The sequence below is a fragment of the Ideonella sp. FW305-24 genome, assembly GCF_058788035.1.
On sequence record NZ_JBYTAI010000006.1, the window covers coordinates 276,668 to 296,242 of the forward strand.

The 19,575-nt window shown below is 68.0% G+C and carries 17 protein-coding genes; 14 read left to right on the top strand and 3 right to left on the bottom strand.

What is annotated here, in order from left to right; translation table 11 throughout:
• Positions 1-43 precede the first annotated feature (43 nt).
• The 7 genes from AC3WR5_RS18450 to AC3WR5_RS18480 all read left to right on the top strand — a co-directional run bounded on the left by AC3WR5_RS18450 (position 44) and on the right by AC3WR5_RS18480 (position 8,934).
• Positions 44-1,102, top strand: a complete 1,059-nt coding sequence (locus AC3WR5_RS18450) for a LysR family transcriptional regulator (RefSeq protein ID WP_492486154.1) — start codon at positions 44-46, stop codon at positions 1,100-1,102.
• Positions 1,099-1,380, top strand: a complete 282-nt coding sequence (locus AC3WR5_RS18455; RefSeq protein WP_231010539.1) for a DUF427 domain-containing protein — start codon at positions 1,099-1,101, stop codon at positions 1,378-1,380. Before AC3WR5_RS18450 ends, AC3WR5_RS18455 begins: the two co-directional genes overlap by 4 nt.
• Positions 1,381-1,508: 128 nt before the next feature.
• The gene (locus AC3WR5_RS18460) at positions 1,509-3,110 is read left to right on the top strand and encodes a thioredoxin family protein (RefSeq protein ID WP_492486156.1); all 1,602 of its coding nucleotides are present in this window, start codon (positions 1,509-1,511) and stop codon (positions 3,108-3,110) included.
• A gap of 166 nt (positions 3,111-3,276) precedes the next feature.
• On the top strand, positions 3,277-5,217 hold the full coding sequence (locus tag AC3WR5_RS18465; protein ID WP_492486306.1) for a S9 family peptidase: 1,941 nt from the start codon (positions 3,277-3,279) through the stop codon (positions 5,215-5,217).
• Positions 5,218-5,462: 245 nt separating this feature from the next.
• Complete coding sequence (locus tag AC3WR5_RS18470) at positions 5,463-6,986, top strand: alpha/beta hydrolase (RefSeq protein WP_492486158.1); 1,524 nt, start codon at positions 5,463-5,465, stop codon at positions 6,984-6,986.
• Entirely contained in the window at positions 6,983-7,774 is a 792-nt protein-coding gene (locus AC3WR5_RS18475) for an ABC transporter ATP-binding protein (protein WP_492486160.1), read from the top strand. The genes AC3WR5_RS18470 and AC3WR5_RS18475 overlap by 4 nt, the downstream gene beginning before the upstream one ends.
• Positions 7,771-8,934, top strand: coding sequence for an ABC transporter permease (locus tag AC3WR5_RS18480; RefSeq protein WP_492486162.1), 1,164 nt, complete (start codon positions 7,771-7,773; stop codon positions 8,932-8,934). The genes AC3WR5_RS18475 and AC3WR5_RS18480 overlap by 4 nt, the downstream gene beginning before the upstream one ends.
• Positions 8,935-9,042: 108 nt before the next feature.
• Here the strand turns inward: AC3WR5_RS18480 and AC3WR5_RS18485 are convergent, their stop codons facing one another.
• Positions 9,043-9,459 (bottom strand): DUF4902 domain-containing protein, encoded by a 417-nt coding sequence (locus tag AC3WR5_RS18485; protein WP_492486164.1) that lies wholly within the window; start codon positions 9,457-9,459, stop codon positions 9,043-9,045.
• A gap of 95 nt (positions 9,460-9,554) precedes the next feature.
• Between AC3WR5_RS18485 and AC3WR5_RS18490 the strand changes: the two genes are divergently transcribed.
• The 4 genes from AC3WR5_RS18490 to AC3WR5_RS18505 all read left to right on the top strand — a co-directional run bounded on the left by AC3WR5_RS18490 (position 9,555) and on the right by AC3WR5_RS18505 (position 14,395).
• Entirely contained in the window at positions 9,555-10,283 is a 729-nt protein-coding gene (locus tag AC3WR5_RS18490) for an autoinducer binding domain-containing protein (protein WP_141289550.1), read from the top strand.
• A 128-nt stretch (positions 10,284-10,411) separates the two neighbouring features.
• Positions 10,412-10,582, top strand: a complete 171-nt coding sequence (locus AC3WR5_RS18495) for a hypothetical protein (protein ID WP_170200984.1) — start codon at positions 10,412-10,414, stop codon at positions 10,580-10,582.
• Positions 10,583-10,912: 330 nt separating this feature from the next.
• The gene (locus tag AC3WR5_RS18500; RefSeq protein ID WP_492486166.1) at positions 10,913-12,178 is read left to right on the top strand and encodes a beta-barrel domain-containing protein; all 1,266 of its coding nucleotides are present in this window, start codon (positions 10,913-10,915) and stop codon (positions 12,176-12,178) included.
• 3 nt (positions 12,179-12,181) lie between these two features.
• Positions 12,182-14,395 carry a peptidase domain-containing ABC transporter gene (locus tag AC3WR5_RS18505; protein WP_492486168.1) on the top strand — a complete coding sequence of 738 codons (2,214 nt, stop codon included), beginning with the start codon at positions 12,182-12,184 and terminating at the stop codon, positions 14,393-14,395.
• Between the two features lie 8 nt (positions 14,396-14,403).
• Here AC3WR5_RS18505 and AC3WR5_RS18510 read toward each other — a convergent pair whose 3' ends face one another.
• Positions 14,404-14,676 carry a YkgJ family cysteine cluster protein gene (locus AC3WR5_RS18510; protein ID WP_141288720.1) on the bottom strand — a complete coding sequence of 91 codons (273 nt, stop codon included), beginning with the start codon at positions 14,674-14,676 and terminating at the stop codon, positions 14,404-14,406.
• A 206-nt stretch (positions 14,677-14,882) separates the two neighbouring features.
• Between AC3WR5_RS18510 and mnmG the strand changes: the two genes are divergently transcribed.
• The 3 genes from mnmG to AC3WR5_RS18525 all read left to right on the top strand — a co-directional run bounded on the left by mnmG (position 14,883) and on the right by AC3WR5_RS18525 (position 18,672).
• Positions 14,883-16,844: a tRNA uridine-5-carboxymethylaminomethyl(34) synthesis enzyme MnmG gene (mnmG, locus tag AC3WR5_RS18515; protein WP_492486170.1), complete on the top strand. Its 1,962-nt coding sequence runs from the start codon at positions 14,883-14,885 to the stop codon at positions 16,842-16,844.
• A gap of 43 nt (positions 16,845-16,887) precedes the next feature.
• The gene (rsmG, locus tag AC3WR5_RS18520) at positions 16,888-17,550 is read left to right on the top strand and encodes a 16S rRNA (guanine(527)-N(7))-methyltransferase RsmG (protein WP_492486172.1); all 663 of its coding nucleotides are present in this window, start codon (positions 16,888-16,890) and stop codon (positions 17,548-17,550) included.
• A gap of 330 nt (positions 17,551-17,880) precedes the next feature.
• On the top strand, positions 17,881-18,672 hold the full coding sequence (locus AC3WR5_RS18525; RefSeq protein ID WP_492486173.1) for a ParA family protein: 792 nt from the start codon (positions 17,881-17,883) through the stop codon (positions 18,670-18,672).
• Between the two features lie 31 nt (positions 18,673-18,703).
• Here the strand turns inward: AC3WR5_RS18525 and AC3WR5_RS18530 are convergent, their stop codons facing one another.
• Positions 18,704-19,441: a hypothetical protein gene (locus AC3WR5_RS18530; RefSeq protein WP_492486175.1), complete on the bottom strand. Its 738-nt coding sequence runs from the start codon at positions 19,439-19,441 to the stop codon at positions 18,704-18,706.
• Positions 19,442-19,575 lie beyond the last annotated feature (134 nt).

Sequence of the window (19,575 nt, forward strand, 5' to 3'; positions counted from 1 at the left end):
AACAATCAAGCCCTGGCAGCCCATGCTTTCTGGAGCTTTTGCGATGAGCACCCCCACCGTGGACCCGAGTGACCTGGCCTTGTTTGCCCACGTGGCGGACGCCGGCAGCTTCAGCAAGGCGGCTGATCGGCTGAACCTGCCGAAGTCCACCGTCTCGCGCCGGCTCTCTGCGCTGGAAAGCCTGCTCGGCGAGCGGCTGATGCTGCGCACCACGCGCCGGTTGACGGTGACCGAGTTCGGCGCCGCGGTGCTGGAGCACGCGCGCCAGGTCGTGGCCGAGGTCGACAGCACGCTGGCGCTGGCCCAGCACCGCCAGGCCGAGCCCAGCGGCGTGCTGAGGGTTTCGCTGCCGGGCGACGTGGCGATGCTGGTGCTGGGTGACGCGATCGCCGATTTCGCGCTGCGCCACCCCAAGGTCACGCTGGAGCTGGACCTGTCGCCGCGCAAGGTCGACCTGATGGCCGAGAACGTGGACCTCGCCGTGCGCATGGGCGAGCTGGCGGACGATGCCCACCTGGGCGCGCGCCGGCTGGTGACCTTCCATGGTGCGCTGTACGCGTCGCCGGCCTGGGCCAAGGCGCATGCGCAGCTGACGCATCCTTCCGAGTTGGTGGGCGAGCGCTGTGCACTGCATGCATTGGTGCTGGGCGCTCGCGCTGGCGAGCCGCCGCCGTGGTCGCTGAGCTGGCGCGATGCGCAGGGCGGGTTGGAGGTGTGGACGGGGATGCCGACCCGCCGCACGCTGGCCAATTCACCGGCCATGCTGCTGCAACTGGCCGCGGCCGGCCTGGGTGTGACGGCGGTGGCCGACTTTTTCGCCTACCCTTACCTGCGCAACGGCACGCTGGTCCAGGTCCTGCCGGGCTGGACGCTGCCGCCGGTGCCGGCCTGGGCGGTGTTCCCCGAGCGCCGCCTGATGCCTGCCAAGACGCGGGCCTTCATCGACACGCTGGTCAACGCGCTGGCGCCTTGCCGCGAACACGAGGCGGCGGCCAGCCTGCGGCACGCGTTGCCGGCGCTGCGGCCCGTCGCTGAACCCTTGCCACCCCCGGCCGCCGCCACTGCGATGGCAGCGGCCCCTCAACTGGAGCAGACCCCATGAAAGCCATCTGGAACCACACCGTGATCGCCGAGAGCGACGACATCGTCACCCTCGAAGGCAACCACTACTTCCCGGAAACTTCGCTCAAGCGCGAGTTCACGACCTTCAGCAACCACCGCACCAGCTGCGTCTGGAAAGGCCAGGCGCATTACCTCAGCCTGTTCGTCAACGGCGAGATGAACCCGGATGCCGTGTGGTTCTATCCCGAGCCCAGCGAGGCGGCGGCCGAGATCAAGGGCAGGGTCGCGTTCTGGAAGGGCGTGCAGGTCACGGACTGAAGACGGACTGAAGCAGCTTGGCGCACAATCGGCGGCTGGATTTTCCCCACCCTTCAACGGCTGGCCGCCAAGCGCCTTGCCGGCCACGAGCCGGCCCGGCACCGACGGCAGCTTTCTCGGAGCCCGACGTGCTGAACCGGCCTTTGTCTTCCCCCGCTTTTGTTTTCCGCACCCGCGCGCTGTGCGCCGCGATGGCCACCGCCGCGCTGCTGGTGACCGCCGGCCTGCCGGCCGCCCAGGCGGCCTACAGCCCGCCGTCTAGCAACGTGGCCTGGCTGCCTGCCGGCGCGGATGCCGACGTGGACAAGGCCTTCGCGCAAGGCAAGGCCGAGAAGAAGCCGGTGCTGGTGTACTGGGGCGCCAAGTGGTGCCCGCCGTGCAACCAGCTCAAGGCCACGCTGTTCAACCGCCAGGACTTCGCTGAGCGCTCGAAGAGCTTTGTCGCGGTGCACATCGACGGTGACCTGCCCGGCGCGCAGAAGCTGGGCGCCCGCTTCAAGGTGCGCGGTTACCCGACCATGATCCTGTTCAGCCCGGACGGCCAGGAAATCACTCGCCTGCCCGGCGAGGTCGACGCGCCGCAGGTCATGAACGTGCTGCAGATGGGCCTGGCCGGCGGCCGGCCGATCAAGACCGTGCTGGACGAAGCCCGCGCCGGCAAGCCCGTCAGCGCCAACGAATGGCGCATGCTGTCTTTCTACTCCTGGGACACCGACGAAACCCAGCTGGTTTCGCCCAACGACCGCCCGGGCCTGCTGGCCCAGCTGTCTGCGGCCGCACCCGCCAGCGAGGCCGAAGCCAGCACGCGCTTGCTGCTGAAGGCCCTGGCCGAGAGCGACGAAGGCAAGGGCATCAAGCCGGACGCTGCGACGCGCGAACGCGTCAAGAAACTGCTGGCTGACCCGGTGGCCAGCCGCACGCTGATGGACGTGCTGGTCAATGCGGCACCCGACGTGGTCAACGCGCTGGCGCCGGCCGCCGGACCGGACCGCACGGCCCTGGCCGGCGCGATGGACAGCGCGCTGCAGCGCCTGCAGGCCGACGCCAGCCTGTCGCGCAGCGACCGCGTCTCGGCGCTGATCGCCCGCGTCGGCGTGGCCCGGCTGGACCAGCCCAAGGAAGCGCTGCGCCCCAAGCTGCCGGCGCCGCTGTTGAAGGAAGTGCGTGACATGGCCGCGGCCATGGACAAGGAGATCACCGATGGCTACGAGCGCCAGGCGGTCATCAGCTCGGCGGCCTACGCGCTGGGTGAAGCCGGCCTGTGGACCGAAAGCGATGCGCTGCTGAAGAGCAACCTGAGCAAGAGCCACTCGCCGTACTACCTGATGAGCCACCTGGGCGGCAATGCCAAGAAGCAGGGCAAGAAGGCCGAGGCACTGGGCTGGTACGAAAAGGCCTTCAACACCAGCGAAGGCCCGGCCACGCGGCTGCAATGGGGCTCCAGCTACCTGACGGCGCTGGTCGACATGGCGCCGCAGGACTCGGCCAAGATCGAGAAGGTCGCGGCCCAGCTGTTCACCGAAGCTGCCGGCCAGGAGGGTGCGTTCTACGAGCGCAGCGCCCGTTCGCTGCAGAAGGTCGGTGTGGAACTCGGCAAGTGGAACGCCAAGGGCGCGCATCAGGCCACGCTGGACCGGCTGCGCGCACAGCTGGCACCGGTCTGCGGCAAGCTGCCGGCGGCCGATGGCCAGAAGACGACCTGCGAAGGTCTGATCAAGACCCGCGCCTGAGCGCGAGGACGATGGGCGGCCTGCGCCGCTCATCCTGCCGGCCTGCGCTTCATGCGGCGTAAACGCGCGCCGGTCGCAGCCGGCTACCCGCAGTGGCCGTGGCGAGCGAGCATCAGGATTCCAGAAATTTCGGGAGTCATTGCTCATGCCATTTGATGCCAAGACCATGCTGCCCCTGCTGGCCCCGGCGCTGCTGACCGGCCTGCTGGCCACCGCGTCGCTTCAGACCTGGGCTGCAGAGGCGCCTGCCGCCACGCCAGCGCCGCAATTCCCGCTGCGCGACTTCTTCGCCAGCCCGCCACAAGGCTTCTTCCGCATCAGCGATGGCGGGCGCTGGCTGTCCTGGATGCAGCCTGCCGTGGGCGATGGCGGCCCCACGCCGCGCCGCAACCTGTTCGTGCAGACCCTGGACGGCAGCAAGCCGACCGGCCAGCCGCGCCAGCTGACGCGCGAAAGCGCACGCGACATCGCCAACTACTTCTGGAAAGGCGACGGCACGCTGCTGTTCCAGAAGGACTTTGGCGGCGACGAGAACTTCCACGTCGTGGCGGTGGACGCCGTGAGCGGCCAGGTGCGCGACCTGAGCCCGTACGAAGGTGCGCGGGCCGAGATCATCGACACGCTGGACGAAGACCCGGACAACATCCTCCTGCAGCACAACAGGCGCGACAAGCAGGCGATGGACGTCTACCGCGTCAACGTGAAGACCGGCGCCGAGACGCTGGTGGCACGCAATCCCGGCAACATCGTCGCCTGGCTGCCGGACCATGCCGGCAAGCTGCGCGTGGCGGTGGCGTCGGACGGCGTCAACAACCAGCTGCTGTACCGCGCCACCGAGGCCGACGAGTTCAAGGCCATCATCGCGACCGATTTCCGCACCGAGGTCAGCCCGCAGTTCTTCGACTTCGACAACCAGGGCCTGTACCTGCTGTCCAACCGCGGGCGGGACCGCAAGGCGCTGGTCAAGCTGGACCCCGGCAAGCCCGACCTGGAGCAGGTGGTCTACGAACACCCGACGGTGGACCTCTCCGGCGCCAGCTACTCGCGGCTGCGCAAGGTGCTGACGGTGGCCGAGTTCACCGAGGACAAGCAGGGCCGCCACAGCTTCGACGCGGCGACCACGCAGCTCTACGCTAGGCTGGCGCAGAAGCTGCCGGGTTACGAGCTGATGCTGCAGGCCAGCACGCGGGCCGAGGACAAGTTCGTGGTCGCCGCCGCCAGCGACCGCACGCCTGGCACGCGCTACCTGTACGACGCCAAGGCCGACACCTTGAGCAAGCTGGCCGACATCAACCCCAGGCTGCCCGAGGCGCAGATGGCGACGATGCAGCCGGTGCGCTACCGCGCCCGCGACGGGCTGGAGATCCCCGCCTACCTGACGCTGCCGGTCGGCCGCGCGCCGAAGAACCTGGCCTGCGTGATCAACCCGCACGGCGGCCCGTGGGCGCGCGACCAGTGGGGCTTCAACCCGGAGGTGCAGTTCCTCGCCAACCGAGGCTACTGCGTGCTGCAGATGAACTTCCGCGGCTCCACCGGCTTCGGCCGCAAGTTCTGGGAAGCCAGCTTCGGCCAGTGGGGCCTGTCGATGCAGGACGACATCAGCGACGGCGTGGCCTGGCTGGTCGGCCAGGGCATTGCCGATCCGAAGCGCATTGGCCTGTACGGCGGCAGCTACGGCGGTTATGCCACGCTGGCCGGCGTGACCTTCACGCCCAAGCTCTATGCGGCCGCGGTGGATTACGTCGGCGTGTCCAACTTGTTCACCTTCATGAAGACGATCCCGCCGTACTGGGAGCCGTTCCGCCAGCAGATGTACGCGATGGTCGGCAACCCGGATGATCCGAAGGACAACGCCCGCCTGGCCGCCACCTCGCCCGCGCTGCACGTGGATCGCATCCAGACCCCGCTGCTGATCGCCCAGGGCGCCAAGGATCCACGTGTCAACAAGGCCGAGAGCGACCAGGTGGTGGAGGCGCTGAAGAAGCGGGGTGTCACGGTGCAGTACCTGGTGAAAGACAACGAGGGCCACGGCTTCCACAACGAGGAGAACCAGTTCGAGTTCTACGGCGCGATGGAAAGCTTCTTCGGCCAGCACCTCAAACCCTGAGCTTTCGGCGTTCGATCCCACGAGAGGGCCTGCGGGCCCCTCCTTGTTTTGACACCCTGCGGCCGCAGTTCGTGCGCGAAAGGCCACCGCTCGTGTCGGCCGATCCGCCATTCATGGGGGGCGGTGCCTGGCGACTGCGAGCGCTGGCGAGAATGCGCCGCATGCAATTCATCCTTCCCCTCTGGCCCGCCCCGCGAAGCCGCGGGCGCCGGCCTTCGCCAGATCCCAGGTCGGCAGTTCGCCTGTTGTGCAACAGCGCCACCGCGCTGGCCTTGGCCGTGCCTTTGCTCGCCTGTTTGCCGGCACCAGCTGAAGCTGCGGGCGCGGCCACGCTGCCGGGCCTGACCTTGCAGCCTTGCCGGCTCAAGGGCGTGGAGGTCGGTGCGCGCTGCGGCGTGCTGAAGCGGCCGCTGGACCCGAGCAAGCCTGACGGCGTGCAGATCGACCTGCATGTCGCCGTGCTGCCGGCGGTGGCGCGCAACCCGAAACCCGACCCGGTGTTTTTCCTGGCCGGTGGCCCCGGCCAGAGCGCCATCGAGCTGGCTGGCACGGTGCAGCGCATCACGGCCCGTTTGCTGAACCGGCGCGACATCGTGCTGGTCGACCAGCGCGGCACCGGCGACAGCGCACCGCTGCGCTGCGACGACCAGGCACCGACGCGCTCGCTGCGCGACAGCGCCGATCCGGCCCAGGAAGCCGCGCTGCTGGTGCGCTGCCGCGAGCGGCTGCAGAAGCTGCCTTACGGTGACCTGCGCCAGTTCACTACCCCGATCGCGATGGCCGACCTCGAAGCCGTGCGCAAGGCGCTGGGCTACGGCCAGATCAACCTGATGGGTGGCTCCTACGGCACCCGCGCCGGCCTGGACTACCTGCGTCAGTTCCCGCAGCAGGTGCGCCGCCTGGTGTTGGACGGCGTGGCGCCGCCGGACATGGTGCTGCCGCTGTCTTTCTCGACCGACGCGCAGGCCGCGCTCGACGCCTTGTTCGGCGACTGCGAGCGCAACGCCGCCTGTCACGCCCAATACCCCGCGCTGCGCAGCCAGTGGCAACAGATTCTGGCCAGCCTGCCGCGCGAGGTGACGCTGCCGCAGCCGATGACCGGCCGCGAGGAGAAGGTCACCTTGACGCGCGACATGCTGACCGGCGTGGTGCGCTTGCCGCTGTACGCGCCCTGGCTGGCCGCCGGCCTGCCGCTGGCGGTGCAGGAGGCGAGCGAAGGGCGCTTTGCCGGGCTGGTTGGCCTGGGCCTGGGGGCCGCAGGCGGTGGCCGCGGTCTGGGCATCGCGAGCGGCATGCATTTCTCTGTCGTCTGCGCCGAGGACGTGCCGCGCATGCCGTTGGGCACCGACAAGCCCGGCGCCGACTTTGGCGACGGCCAGGCGCGCATGTACCAGCGCGCCTGCACCGACTGGCCACGCGGCGAGCTGCCGCCGGCCTTCTACGAGATTCACCCGTCCACGGCGCCTGTGCTGCTGCTGTCGGGCGCGTTCGACCCGGTGACGCCGCCGCGGCATGCGGCGCGTGTCGCCAAGGCGCTGGGCCCGCAGGCGGTGCACGTGGTGGTGCCCAACAGCGGCCACGGCGTGATGGCCCAGGGCTGCATGCGCGACGTGGTGTACCGCTTCATCAACCAGGACGACGCAGCCAAGGCGCTGGCCGACGCGCCCAAGGATGCCGGTTGCACCAAGCTGCTGCCGCGCCCGCCCGCCTTGCTGCCGCTGCAGCAGGCACCGGCAACTTCCCTCGCCGCCTCAGGAGCCGCGTCATGATTGAGGTACAGGATTTGGCCAAGCGCTTCCAGCAGGGCCGAGGCAGGCAGGCGCGCACGGTGCTGGCGGTGGACGGCGTGAGCTGGCAGGCGCGGGACGGCCGCATCACCGGGCTGCTGGGGCCCAACGGCGCTGGCAAGACGACCACGCTGCGCATGGTCGCGGCGCTGCTGCCACCGGACACCGGGCGCATCACGGTCGACGGCATCGACGTGGCGCAGCAGCCGATGCAGGCGCTGGCCCGGCTGGGCGTGCTGAGCGACGCGCGCGGGCTGTACCCGCGGCTCACGGCGCGCGAGAACATCGTCTACTACGGCAGGCTGCATGGCATGAGCCGCGCTGCCGCCAGCGCGCGGGCCGACACGCTGGCCAAGGTGCTGGACATGGCGCCGCTGCTGGAGCGCCGCACCGACGGCTTCAGCCAGGGCGAGCGCATGAAGACGGCACTCGCCCGCGCGCTGGTGCACAACCCGCCCAACATCATCCTCGACGAGCCGACCAACGGGCTGGACGTGCTGGCCACGCGCAGCCTGCGCGAGGCGCTGCGCCGGCTGCGCGACGACGAGGGCAAGTGCATCGTCTTCTCCACGCACATCATGCAGGAGGTCGAGCGCTTGTGCGACGAGGTGGTGGTGATCGCCCACGGCCGCACGGTGGCCGAGGGCACCGTGCCGGCGCTGCTGGCGCGCACCGGCGAAAAGGACTTCGAGGAGGCCTTCGTGAGCCTGGCGTTCAGTGAAGAAGAGCGGACCAGCCAGGCGCTGGCCGCGAGCAGGGGCTTGTCATGAATGCCGCGTGGAGTGTGTTCTGGAAGGAGCTGGTCGATGCGCTGCGCGACCGGCGCACGCTGTTGACCGTGCTGCTCAGCTCGGTCGCGATGGGGCCGCTGGTGCTGGTGCTGATCTCCACGCTGGTCTCCAGCATCGAAAAGCGGGCCGAGGCGCGCGAGGTGGTGGTGGCCGGGCTGGCGAATGCGCCGACGCTGCACAACTACCTGCTGCGCCAGACCTACACGGTGAGTGAAGCGCCGGCCGACTACGAACGGCAACTGGACACCAGCAAGCTGGGCGACCCGGTGGTGGTGATACCGAAGGACTTCGAGGCGGACCTGGCCAAGGGCGAGATGCCGCTGGTCGAGCTGGTGAGCTCCAGCGCCAACCAGCGCGCCGAAGGCAGCGTGAACCGCATCATGAACCTGCTGCAGGGCTTCAACCGCGAGCAGGCGGCGCTGCGGCTGTCGCTGCGCGGCGTTTCGATGGGCTTGCTGCAGGCCACGCAGGTGGAGCAACGCGACCTGGCCAATCCGGCCGCACGCGCGGCGCGATTGACCGCGATGCTGCCGTTTTTCGTGCTGATGGCCGTGCTCTACGGTGCGCTGAATGCGGCGCTGGACAGCACGGCCGGCGAGCGTGAGCGGGGCTCGCTGGAGCCCTTGCTGATGAACCCGGCCAGCCGCGGCGCGCTGGTGCTGGGCAAGTGGGGCGCGGTGGCCGCAGTGGCGATGCTGATCGCGTTGCTGTCGAGCTTCAGCTTCCTGCCGGGGCAATGGTTGTTGCGCAGCGAGACGCTGGCGGCGACCTTCCAGTACGGCTTGCCCGAGGCGCTGGCCTTCCTGGCGCTGCTGGCGCCGTTGGCCGGTGCCTTGTCGGCGCTGCTGATGGCGATCGCGATCCGCTGCAAGACCTTCAAGGAGGCGCAGGCCAGCGCCACGGTGATCGTGTTGGTGGTCTCGCTGCTGCCGATGATGAACATGATCAACCAGGACGGCGAAAAGCCCTGGCACCTGTGGCTGCCGGCACTCGCGCAGTCCACGCTGATGAACCGCGTGCTGCGCGGCGAGGCCATCACGCCCATCGAGTGGGCCGAGCCGCTGCTGGCCTGCGCGGGACTGACCGTGCTGTGCCTGGCCTTCGTGGCTCGGCAGTTCAAGCGCGCTGCGGTGCGCTGAAGCGAGGCTGGATCACCGCCCAGCGCAGGCCGCGCCGGGCCGCCCCAAGCGGCCTGCGCAACCCGCTTGGCGGGTGGCTTCGCGTACTCGCGGAGCCGGGTGCCCCATTCAAGCCTGGCAGACGGCGCGCCAGACCTCGTCCTGCCACGGCAATTGCCGAACCAGCTGGCTCAGGTGCAGCGCCGATTCCGGCGCGCTCAGCACGTCACCGGCATCGCTGACCAGGCGCAGATTGGTCAACACGCCCATCGGGTCGACCATCGCGACGACCCCGTGCTGGATTTCTGCCCAGTCCCACAGCAACCCGGCCTCTCGCTTTCGGGTACGCTCGCACCACATGGTCTGACCCGCAAGGCGTTCGCCATGAGGGCCACCGCGTGTGATGCGTGTACCTAAGTGCACGAATTGCAGCCTGCGTTGCGTGTTTGCCTGACAAAATACCGTGGGCCACAAATAGATGGACCAGGGGGGTGGCATGGTGCTGCGCTGGCTGTGGGGCGTTGGAGCGTTCTGTGGCGAGAGCATGACCGGTAGTCTGGAGTGCACGTCTTGCGCTTGCTAGATGTAAGACCTGTCAGGGCTTGGACAACAAGCCCTGGCGCCGCGATGGGGGCGTTGGCATGACCAGTTCCCCCATGCTGGGCGGCAGTTTCCTGTCGGTGATGCAGGCTCAATCGCGGGACGATTTCCGCAGTGAGATCGTGCGTTTTGCCAACGAGCTCGGCTTCACCTATGTGTCGGCGATGACGGTGATCGACCTGTCGTTGACGCAGTCCGAGTTCATCACCGTCGACAACACGCCGCAGGCTTTCCGCGACGTGTTCACCAACAACACCGATGGCCGGCGCGACCCGGTCATGCAGCACTGCAGGCGTGGCACGCTGCCGATCATCTGGAACCAGGACACCTACGTCAGCCAAGATGCCGGCGAGCTCTGGGAAGAGCAAGCTGCTTTCGGCTACCGCACCGGCGTTGCGCTGGCCATGCATTTCCCTGACGGCCGTCACTTCACGCTGGGCGTGGATCGCGACGAGGCCTTGCCAACCGAGCCGGGTTCGCTGAGCCGCATCGTGGCCGATCTGCAGTTGTTTGCGGTGCACGCGCAGGATGCCGCGATGCGCTTGTTCGTGCCGCCCGGGCGCCAGCTCGAGCGGCCCAAGCTGACGCCGCGCGAGCTGGAAGCCCTGCGCTGGACCATGGAAGGCAAGACCGCCTGGGAAGTCGGTTCCATCCTCGGCATCAGCGAACGCACCGCGGTGCTGCATTTGCAGAACGCGATGCACAAGCTTGGCTCGATCAACAAGCACCAGGCGGTACTGAAGGCCTTGCGCCTGGGTTTGATCCACTAGTGAGCCGCCCGCCAGCACGCGGGCCGGACGCGGGGACCCTGTCAGAGTTGACAGTGTCGGCAAATGGCGAGACTTGCTTCAATGAGGCCATGCGCAATCGATGCGCGCAACCCCACCGGAGTGACCCCATGAAGCAAGCCCTGAAATCTTTCGTCCGCCAAGCCTTCGGTGCCTCGCGTGGTGCCGTCGCCCGGCGCGCCCCGCAAGCTGCTGCACCGCTGCGCACGCTGGATCGGCAGGCCTTGCGCGCCGTGTCCGGTGGCACCGACGGTGGCGACCTGCCCAAGGGCACCTGGTAAGCCCCCACTGATTCACTCGCGACCGGGCAAAGCATCCGGTTGCTGCCTGCGGTAAGCGCAGGCCATTTTTCTCGCTGTCACTCGGTCTCCAGAAGGAAAAAAGGGAAGGCCAGGACGGACGTCTTGGGAATATAAGAAGCGAAAACTGCATGGGCGACCGGACTTCGTGTCCGGTCGCCCTTTGCTTTTTTGGGGCCCGTCGCGTGCACTGCGGGTGGCCCATCGCCATCAACCGAGGGGGTCGGCCTCCTATCATGTGGCCATGAGCAGCCCCAGGCCTTATCTGCCGATGCGCATTGCCAACCCAGCATGGCCCGGGGCTGGGCTGCCATGAGCTTGTTCAGGCCAGAGGCGGTGCAGCACCGTCAGCAGGAATGGCTGGGCGCGATCCAGTTGTCGCGGCCGCTGGGCTTGCGCTGGATCACGACAGGCGTGCTGCTCAGCTTGCTGCTGGTGGGCGCCTTCCTGGTGCTGGGCCAGGCCAGTCGGCGGGCGCATTTGAGCGGCGTGCTGATGCCCGACCAGGGCCTGGTGCGCATCGTGCCGCCGCTGGCGGCCACGGTGCAGCAGGTGTCGGTGGCCGAAGGCCAGCAGGTGCATGCTGGTGACCTGCTGTTCACTCTGAGGGTGGACGGTGCGCGCCTGAATGAAAGCTCCCAGGCCCAGTTGCAGCAGACCTTCGATGCCCGCATTCGCAGCCTGGAAGAAGCTGCGCAGCGTGCAAGCCGCTTGCAGGGCGAGCAGGCGCATGGCCAGGCCGATCGGGCCGAAGGCTTGCAGCGAGAGCTGGCGCAACTCGACGATCAGGCCAAGCTGCAGGCGCAACGGCTGGCGCTGGCGGAAAAGGCCCAGGCCCGGCTGGAGGCGCTGGAGAAATCGCAGTTCGTGTCTTCGGCGCAGGTGCAGGCGAGGGCCGAGGACGTGCTGGGCCTGCGCGCCGAGGCCGCTGCGTTGCAACGCCAGCGCCAGACGCTGGCGCGCGAGCTGACCCAGTTGCAGGCGGAGCAGCGTGAGTTGCCGCTGCAGTCGGCGCAGCAGGTCAGCGACCTGCTGCGCCAACGCGACGAGATTGCCGAGACGGCCGCCCGGGCGAACGAGGCGGCGACCCAACGCACGCTGCTGCTGCGTGCGCCATCTGACGGCACGCTGAGCAGCGTGAATGTGAGTGCTGGCCAACCTGTGAATGCAGATGCTGCGTTGGCCACGCTGTTGCCAGCCGGCGCCAAGCTGCAGGCCCAGCTGTATGCCCCGTCCAGCGCGCTGGGTTTCGTGGCGGTTGGCCAGACGGTGCAGCTGCGGCTGCAGGCCTATCCGTACCAGCGTTATGGCTGGCTGAACGGGGACGTCATCCAGGTGGCACTGGCACCGGTGCAGGCGGGGGAGCTGGCCAGCGTGCCATTGACGGTCAAGCAGGGCGCGGGCAGTGAGCCGATGTACCGCATCACCGTGGCACTGGCCATGCAGTCCATGAGCGCCGACGGCCAGGCGCGCCCGCTGCTGCCGGGCATGCAGCTGGAGGCCGACGTGCTGCTGGAGCGGCGCCGGCTGGCGGAGTGGTTGTTCGAGCCCTTGCTGGGCTGGCGCAAGAGGATTTGAGGCATGCGAGGGCAGGGCACGGGCGCCGAGGATGGGCCGGTCGACGACAGCAGCTTGGCGGCAGAGGCGGCGCAACCCGCCGAACCCCGCCTGCGCTTTGGCTGGTTGCGGCCCAAGGTGCCGCTGATCCTGCAGACCGAAGCCGCCGAGTGTGGCCTGGCCTGTCTGGCGATGATTGCCGGCGCGCACGGCATGCACACCGACCTGCCCAGCCTGCGCGAGCGCTTCCAGATCTCGATGAAAGGTGCGACCGCGGCCGACGTGGCCGACATAGGTGCGGCGATGGGCCTGACCCCGCGCGCGCTGCGCGCCGAGCCCGAGCAGTTTGGCCAGCTGGCGCTGCCTTGCATCCTGCATTGGGACCTGAACCACTTCGTGGTGCTGGCCGAGTTCAAGCGCGGCGTGGCGACGGTGCACGACCCCGCGCGCGGCGTGCGCCGCATGCGCCTTCCAGCGCTGTCGCCGCATTTCAGCGGCGTGGCGCTGGAGTTCACGCCAGGGGCCGGGTTTCACGTGGGCGAGGCGCGGCGGCCACTGCGCTGGCGCCAGCTGCTGGGCCGCGTCAGCGGGCTCAAGCGCGCATTGGGCCAGGTGCTGCTACTGGCGGTGGCGCTGGAGCTGTGGCTGCTGCTGACACCGTTTTTCCTGCAGTGGGTGGTGGACGGCGTGCTGGTCAGTGGCGAGCGCGACCTTCTGACCACGCTGGGCATGGGCTTTGCCGGCCTGGTGCTGCTGCAGGTGCTGACGGCGGCAGCGCGCTCGTGGGCGGTGCTGCATCTCTCCGCGATGCTGAAGTTCCAGTGGCTGGGCAATGTGTTTGCCCACCTGCTGCGTTTGCCAATGGACTGGTTCGAGCGCCGCCATACCGGCGACATCTGGTCCCGCTTCAGCGCGGTGCAGCAGATCCAGGACACTTTGAGCACCAAGTTCGCCGAGGCCCTGATCGACGGGCTGATGGTGCTGTTGACGCTGGCGTTGATGGGGCTCTACAGCCCATTGCTGGCGGCCGTGGCGATTGGCGCGGTGCTGCTGTACACGCTGCTGCGCTGGAGCCTGGACGGCGCGATGCGCGAGGCTTCTGAGGAGGCGCTGGTGCACGAGGCGAAGAAGGCCAGCCACTTCCTGGAGTCGCTGCGCGGCGTCGGCGCGATCAAGTTGTTCAACGGCGAGGCGGGCCGCCAGTCGCGCTTCATGAACCTGGTGGTCGATTCGATGAATGCCGCGCTGGCGCTGCGCCGGCACGAGCTGGTGATGTCGGTGGGCCAGCGGCTGATCTTCGGGCTGGAGCGCGTGGCCGTGATCTGGCTGGGGGCACTGGCGGTGCTGGACCAGCAGTTCAGCGCCGGCATGCTGTTCGCGTTCCTGGCCTACCAGGAGCAGTTTGCGACCCGCGCCAGCGCACTGGTCGACAAGGCGGGTGAGCTGCGGCTGCTGCGGCTGCAGGGCGAGCGCCTGGCCGACATCGTGCTCACCCCTCCGGAAGCGGCCTTGCCTGGCCAGCGAGGCAACCTGCCGACCATCACCGGCCGGCTCACGGTGCAGGGCCTGCATTTCCGTTATGCAGACACCGAGCCCGAGGTGCTGAGTGGCCTGAGCTTCGAGATCGCGGCCGGCGAGTCGGTGGCCATCGTCGGACCGTCCGGCTGTGGCAAAACGACGTTGCTGAAGCTGTTGCTGGGCATTCACGAGGCGCAGGCCGGCGAGGTGCTGATCAATGGCCTGCCGATGGCGCGCATAGGCCGCCAGCGCTGGCGCTCGCTGATCGGGACCGTGATGCAGGACGAGCCGCTGTTCGCCGGCTCGATTGCCGACAACATTGCATTTTTCGCGCCGGATGCCGACCCGCTGTGGGTCGTCGAATGCGCCAGGCTGGCCTCGGTGCACGAAGACATCGCGGCGATGCCCATGGGCTACGCCACGCTGGTCGGCGACATGGGCACGACGCTCTCGGGCGGGCAGAAGCAGCGTGTGCTGCTGGCCCGCGCGCTGTACAAGCGCCCGCGCATCCTGCTGCTGGACGAGGCCACCAGCGCACTGGACGTTGACCGAGAGCGTCTGGTCAACCGCGCAGTGCAGCAGCTGCAGCTGACGCGCATCATCGTGGCCCACCGGCCCGAGACGATTGCCAGCGCGCAGCGGGTGATCGTGTTGCAGGCGGGCAGGGTGGTGCAGACGCTGCGCACGGTGGGCGGCGTGGGCGGCGGCCAGGAGGCCTGAGTTCGGCTTCAGCCCGAGGGGGTGTGAGCCGGGCGTGTGAGCCGCTCCAGCTGTCCGATCCACAGCATCGCGTGTTCACGGTGCTCGCCGCACATGTCGGGCGACGGTTGCAGCGAGCCGCAGACTGAAGGCCGGCGGGGGTCACCAAACAGTTGGCAGCGGCCCTGGTCGTCCAACTGTACGCAGCGCTCTCCTGCCGGTTTGCCTTGCGGCATGCCGGGGATGGCGCTGGAGATGGACGGGGCGATGCAGCAGGCTGCGCAATGGGGGCGGCACTCCATCGCGGCATTGTTTCACGTGAAACCAGGGCGCTGCCACGTGCGGCTTTGGCGGCTTCGGCGGCGACCCTGCCAGCGTGACGGATGTGCCGGCATTCCCTAAAATCAAAGGTTGGCCGAACCGTCGGCCTGTCCAACTTGCGCACCATTTGCGCAACCAGCGTCGCCGGGCTTGCGCCCACGCCGCCTGCGCTTTCCAGGAGCACGCCGTGCTGTATCCCAAAGAGTTTGATGTCATCGTCGTCGGTGGCGGCCACGCCGGCACCGAAGCCGCGCTGGCGGCTGCCCGAATGGGTTGCGACACGCTGCTGCTGACGCACAACATCGAGACGCTGGGGCAGATGAGCTGCAACCCGTCGATCGGCGGCATCGGCAAAGGCCACCTCGTCAAGGAAGTGGATGCGCTGGGCGGCGCGATGGCGCTGGCCACCGATGAAGCCGGCATTCAGTTCCGGATCCTGAACGGCAGCAAGGGCCCGGCCGTGCGCGCGACCCGCGCCCAGGCGGACCGGTTGCTGTACAAGGCGGCGATCCGCCACAAGCTGGAAAACCAGCCCAGGCTGACGCTGTTCCAGCAGGCGGTGGATGACCTGATGCTGGAAGGCGACCGCGTGGTCGGGGCGGTGACGCAGGTCGGCATTCGCTTCCGGGGCAGGGCGGTGGTGCTCACCGCCGGCACCTTCCTGGACGGCAAGATTCACGTGGGTCTGCAGAACCACGCTGGCGGCCGGGCGGGCGACCCGCCGGCGATCAGCCTGTCGGCCCGTTTGAAGGAACTGAAGCTGCCTCAGGGCCGGCTGAAGACTGGCACGCCGCCGCGGCTGGACGGGCGCAGCATCGACTTCTCCAAGCTGGCCGAACAGCCCGGTGACCTGGACCCGGTGCCGGTGTTCAGCTTCATGGGCAGCACCCGCATGCACCCGCGCCAGGTGCCGTGCTGGGTCACGCACACCAACGCACGCACGCACGAGATCATTCGCAGCGGCTTCGACCGCAGCCCCATGTTCACTGGGGTGATCGAAGGCGTGGGGCCGCGCTATTGCCCCAGCATCGAAGACAAGGTCAACCGCTTTGCCGACAAGGACGCGCACCAGATCTTCCTGGAACCGGAAGGTCTGACCACGCATGAGTTCTACCCGAACGGTGTGTCCACCTCGCTGCCGTTCGACGTGCAACTGGCGGCCGTGCGCTCGATGCTTGGCCTTGAAAACGCCCACATCCTGCGGCCGGGCTACGCGATTGAATACGACTACTTCGACCCGCGCGAGCTGCGCACCACCTTCGAGACCAAGCAGGTCAACGGCCTGTTCTTCGCCGGCCAGATCAACGGCACGACGGGCTACGAAGAGGCGGCGGCGCAAGGCTTGTACGCGGGCATGCAGGCCGCACTGCAGGTGCAGGGCAAGGCGCCGGTGACACTGCGGCGCGACCAGGCTTACCTGGGCGTGCTGGCTGACGACCTGATCACCAAGGGCGTGACAGAGCCGTACCGCATGTTCACCAGCCGCGCTGAGTTCCGGCTGCAGCTGCGGGAAGACAACGCCGATGCGCGCCTGACCGAACTGGGCCGCGAGATCGGGCTGGTGGACGATGCCCGCTGGGGTCAGTTCAACCGCAAGCGCGACGCTGTTTCACGTGAAACAGAGCGGCTCAAGTCGACCTGGGTGCATCCACGCAACTTCCCGGCGGCCGATGCCGAAGTTGTGCTCGGCAAGGCGCTCGAACATGAATACAGCCTGACCGACTTGTTGCGCCGGCCGGGTGTGAACTACGACACCGTCGCCAGCATTGCAGCGACGGCGCGACCCGAGGCAGGTGTTTCACGTGAAACCTTGCGAGCCGAATTGGGCGCCGAACTGGCGGATGCGGTGATCGAGCAAATCGAGATTGCCACCAAGTACGCCGGCTACATTGACAAGCAGGTCGAGGAAGTTGGCCGCGCCCAGGCTTACGAAACGCTGAGGCTGCCGGTTGAGCTGGACTATGGCCAGGTCACTGCGCTGAGCTACGAGGTGCGCCAGAAGCTCAGCCGCCATCGGCCCGAGACCCTGGGCCAGGCGGCGCGCATCTCGGGCGTGACGCCTGCGGCCATCTCGCTGCTGCTGGTCCACTTGAAGAAGAAGCGCCTGAGCAGTTTTGCCTTGCCGGACGACGCGCAGGCAGCAGCTTGAAATCTCGCGCCATGTTTTCACATCGAAAAGTTGCCTTCGCTGCATGAGCTCCCATCCTCTTTCGTCCGCACTGGACGCCGGCCTGCAGGCGCTGCACCTGACGCTGCCGCCACAGGCACCGATCCAGTTGCTGGCCTACCTGGACCTGATCTCGCGCTGGAACAAGGTCTACAACCTGACGGCCATCCGCGATCCGCGGGAAATGCTCAGCCAGCATCTGCTGGACTGCCTGGCGCTGGTGGGTCCACTGGATGCAGCCGCCGGGCAGCGACTGGCCGATGCAGCGCCATGGCGGCTGCTGGACGTGGGCAGCGGGGCAGGGCTGCCCGGCGTGGTGCTGGCGATCTGCCGGCCGACCTGGTCGGTCACCTGCGTGGACACCGTTGCCAAGAAGGCCGGCTTCATCCGGCAAGTGGGCGCGGAGCTGGGGCTGGCCAATCTCAATGCCACGCACCAGCGCGTGGAGGCGATGACCGAGCCGCCGTTTGAGCTGATCACCTCGCGCGCGTTTGCCTCGTTGGTGGACTTCGTGACGCTGAGCCGGGCGCGCCTGGCGCCCGGCGGCCAATGGGTGGCGATGAAGGCCAAGCTGCAGGATGCCGAGCAGGCCGAGGTGCCGGCGGACGTGGCGATCCGGCGCGTGCAGCCCCTGCAGGTGCCGGGCCTGGCGGCCGAGCGCTGCCTGGTCTGGCTGGTGCCGCGCTGATCTGCGTCTGCCCGTAGCTGGGTCCCCAGGTCATCCCCAGGTCCATCCCAGCCTTGTCGGCTTCCTGCCCACAGGCTTGTCCACACGAATTCGGTACTTTTTCAACTTACAGCCCCCAGTTCACCCACCGGCTGTACAAGACATTTCCACAAGTCTGTCCACAGGCGTGGGGCTGCGAGCTGCAAGGCGCGCTGCGCAGTTCGATGGCAAAACGCAGCGGGCCTGTGGCGTTTCGCGCGCAGCCACAGCCTCGCCCACCGGGAGCTGGTCTGCGCAGGTGACAATGCCCGCTTCGCCGGGTTGCCCGGCCCGGTTGCCAACTGTCTGTCCATGTTCCGCATCTTCTGCATTGCCAACCAAAAAGGCGGCGTCGGCAAGACGACCACCTGCGTGAACCTTGCCGCCGGCCTGGCCAAGGTGGGCCAGCGCGTGCTGCTGGTGGACCTCGATCCGCAAGGCAATGCGACCATGGGTTCGGGCGTGGACAAGCGCACGCTGGAGACCAATGTCTATGACGTGTTGCTGGAGACGGCCACCGTTGCCGAGGCCAAGGTCCGGGCCGAGAGGGCCGGTTATGACGTGCTGGGCGCCAACCGCGAACTGGCCGGGGCCGAGGTCGAGCTGGTGGCGCTGGAGCGGCGCAACGAGCGCCTGCGGGGCGCGCTGAAGGCCGCGGCTGCGGACTACGACTTCGTGCTCATCGACTGCCCGCCGTCGCTAAGTCTGCTGACCCTCAACGGCCTGTGCAGCGCACACGGCGTGATTGTGCCGATGCAGTGCGAATACTTTGCGCTGGAGGGGCTGACGGACCTGGTCAATACCATCAAGCAGGTGCATGCCAACCTGAACCGCGACCTGGAACTGATCGGCTTGCTGCGGGTGATGTTCGATCCGCGCATCACGCTGCAAACCCAGGTCAGCGAGCAGCTGAAGACGCACTTCGGCGACAAGGTGTTCGACAGCGTGATCCCTCGCAACGTCCGCCTGGCCGAAGCACCCAGCTACGGCTTGCCGGGCGTGGTGTTCGACCCCGCCTCGCGTGGCGCGCTGGCCTTTGTGCAGTTCGCCGCGGAGATGGTGGAGCGGGTTGGCGGGAAGGGCGATCGGCGCCTGATGGCGTGATCCCCTGGTTGTCCCGCCGGGCAGGCCTGGCTCAGAAGTCCCGCATCAGGTACATGCCGACATGGTTCGAGCCCACCTTGGACGGCGCGACCAGACCATAGATGCCGGAGCGATGGTGGATGCGAAAGCCCAGTTGCCAGCCGGGCAGGGCGTCGTGGTGCAGCACCACTTCGGGCGCCATGTAGAACAGCGTCGCGTAGTTGTCGCTGCTCTTGTGGTGGTCCGGGTTGTCGTAGGGCTCGCCGCCAAAAGCGTGTGAAACGCCAAAGCTGCCGGCCAGGTCGATGTTCAGCCCGCCGAAGCTGGCGCCGGTGGCACCGACGCGCCAGGCGGCGATCAGCTCGTCGGTGTCCAGCCCGCCGTGATGGTGGAAGGCGCCGAATTCAAGGCCGTTGAACACCGGGATGCCGCCCCAGTCGCTCCAGCTTTTCATCCAGCCGAAGTCCTGCAGGCTGCGCCGCACCAGCACGCCCTCGATGACGGTGTTCTGGCCGGTGATCTTGCCTTCGAAGGCATGCGGGATGATGTCCAGCAGGTTGTCCTTGATCAGCTTGCCGCCGTACAGGCCGATGGACCAGGTGCCGTCGCCGGCACGCGGTTCAGCAGCGGACGCCGCGGCCGGCAAGCCTGCGGCCAGCGCTGCCGCGCATGCCAGCAAGTGCCACGGCACGCCGCTCGAGGCGGCGCGAAGGCTGGAACGCTGCACCGATGGCGGCAGCAATGAATCGGCACCGCGCTGAGCGGGCCGGAAACGAGAAGTGACCAACAACAAACATGCCTCCCGGGGCATGTGCCCCCCACGGTGACGGATGGAACCGAGTATGGGCAATTGCAAGCAAATACAGCGTAGGACAACTGCCCATGCTGAGCATGCCCCAGTCGGTTGTCTGCGTCTGTCCCCCC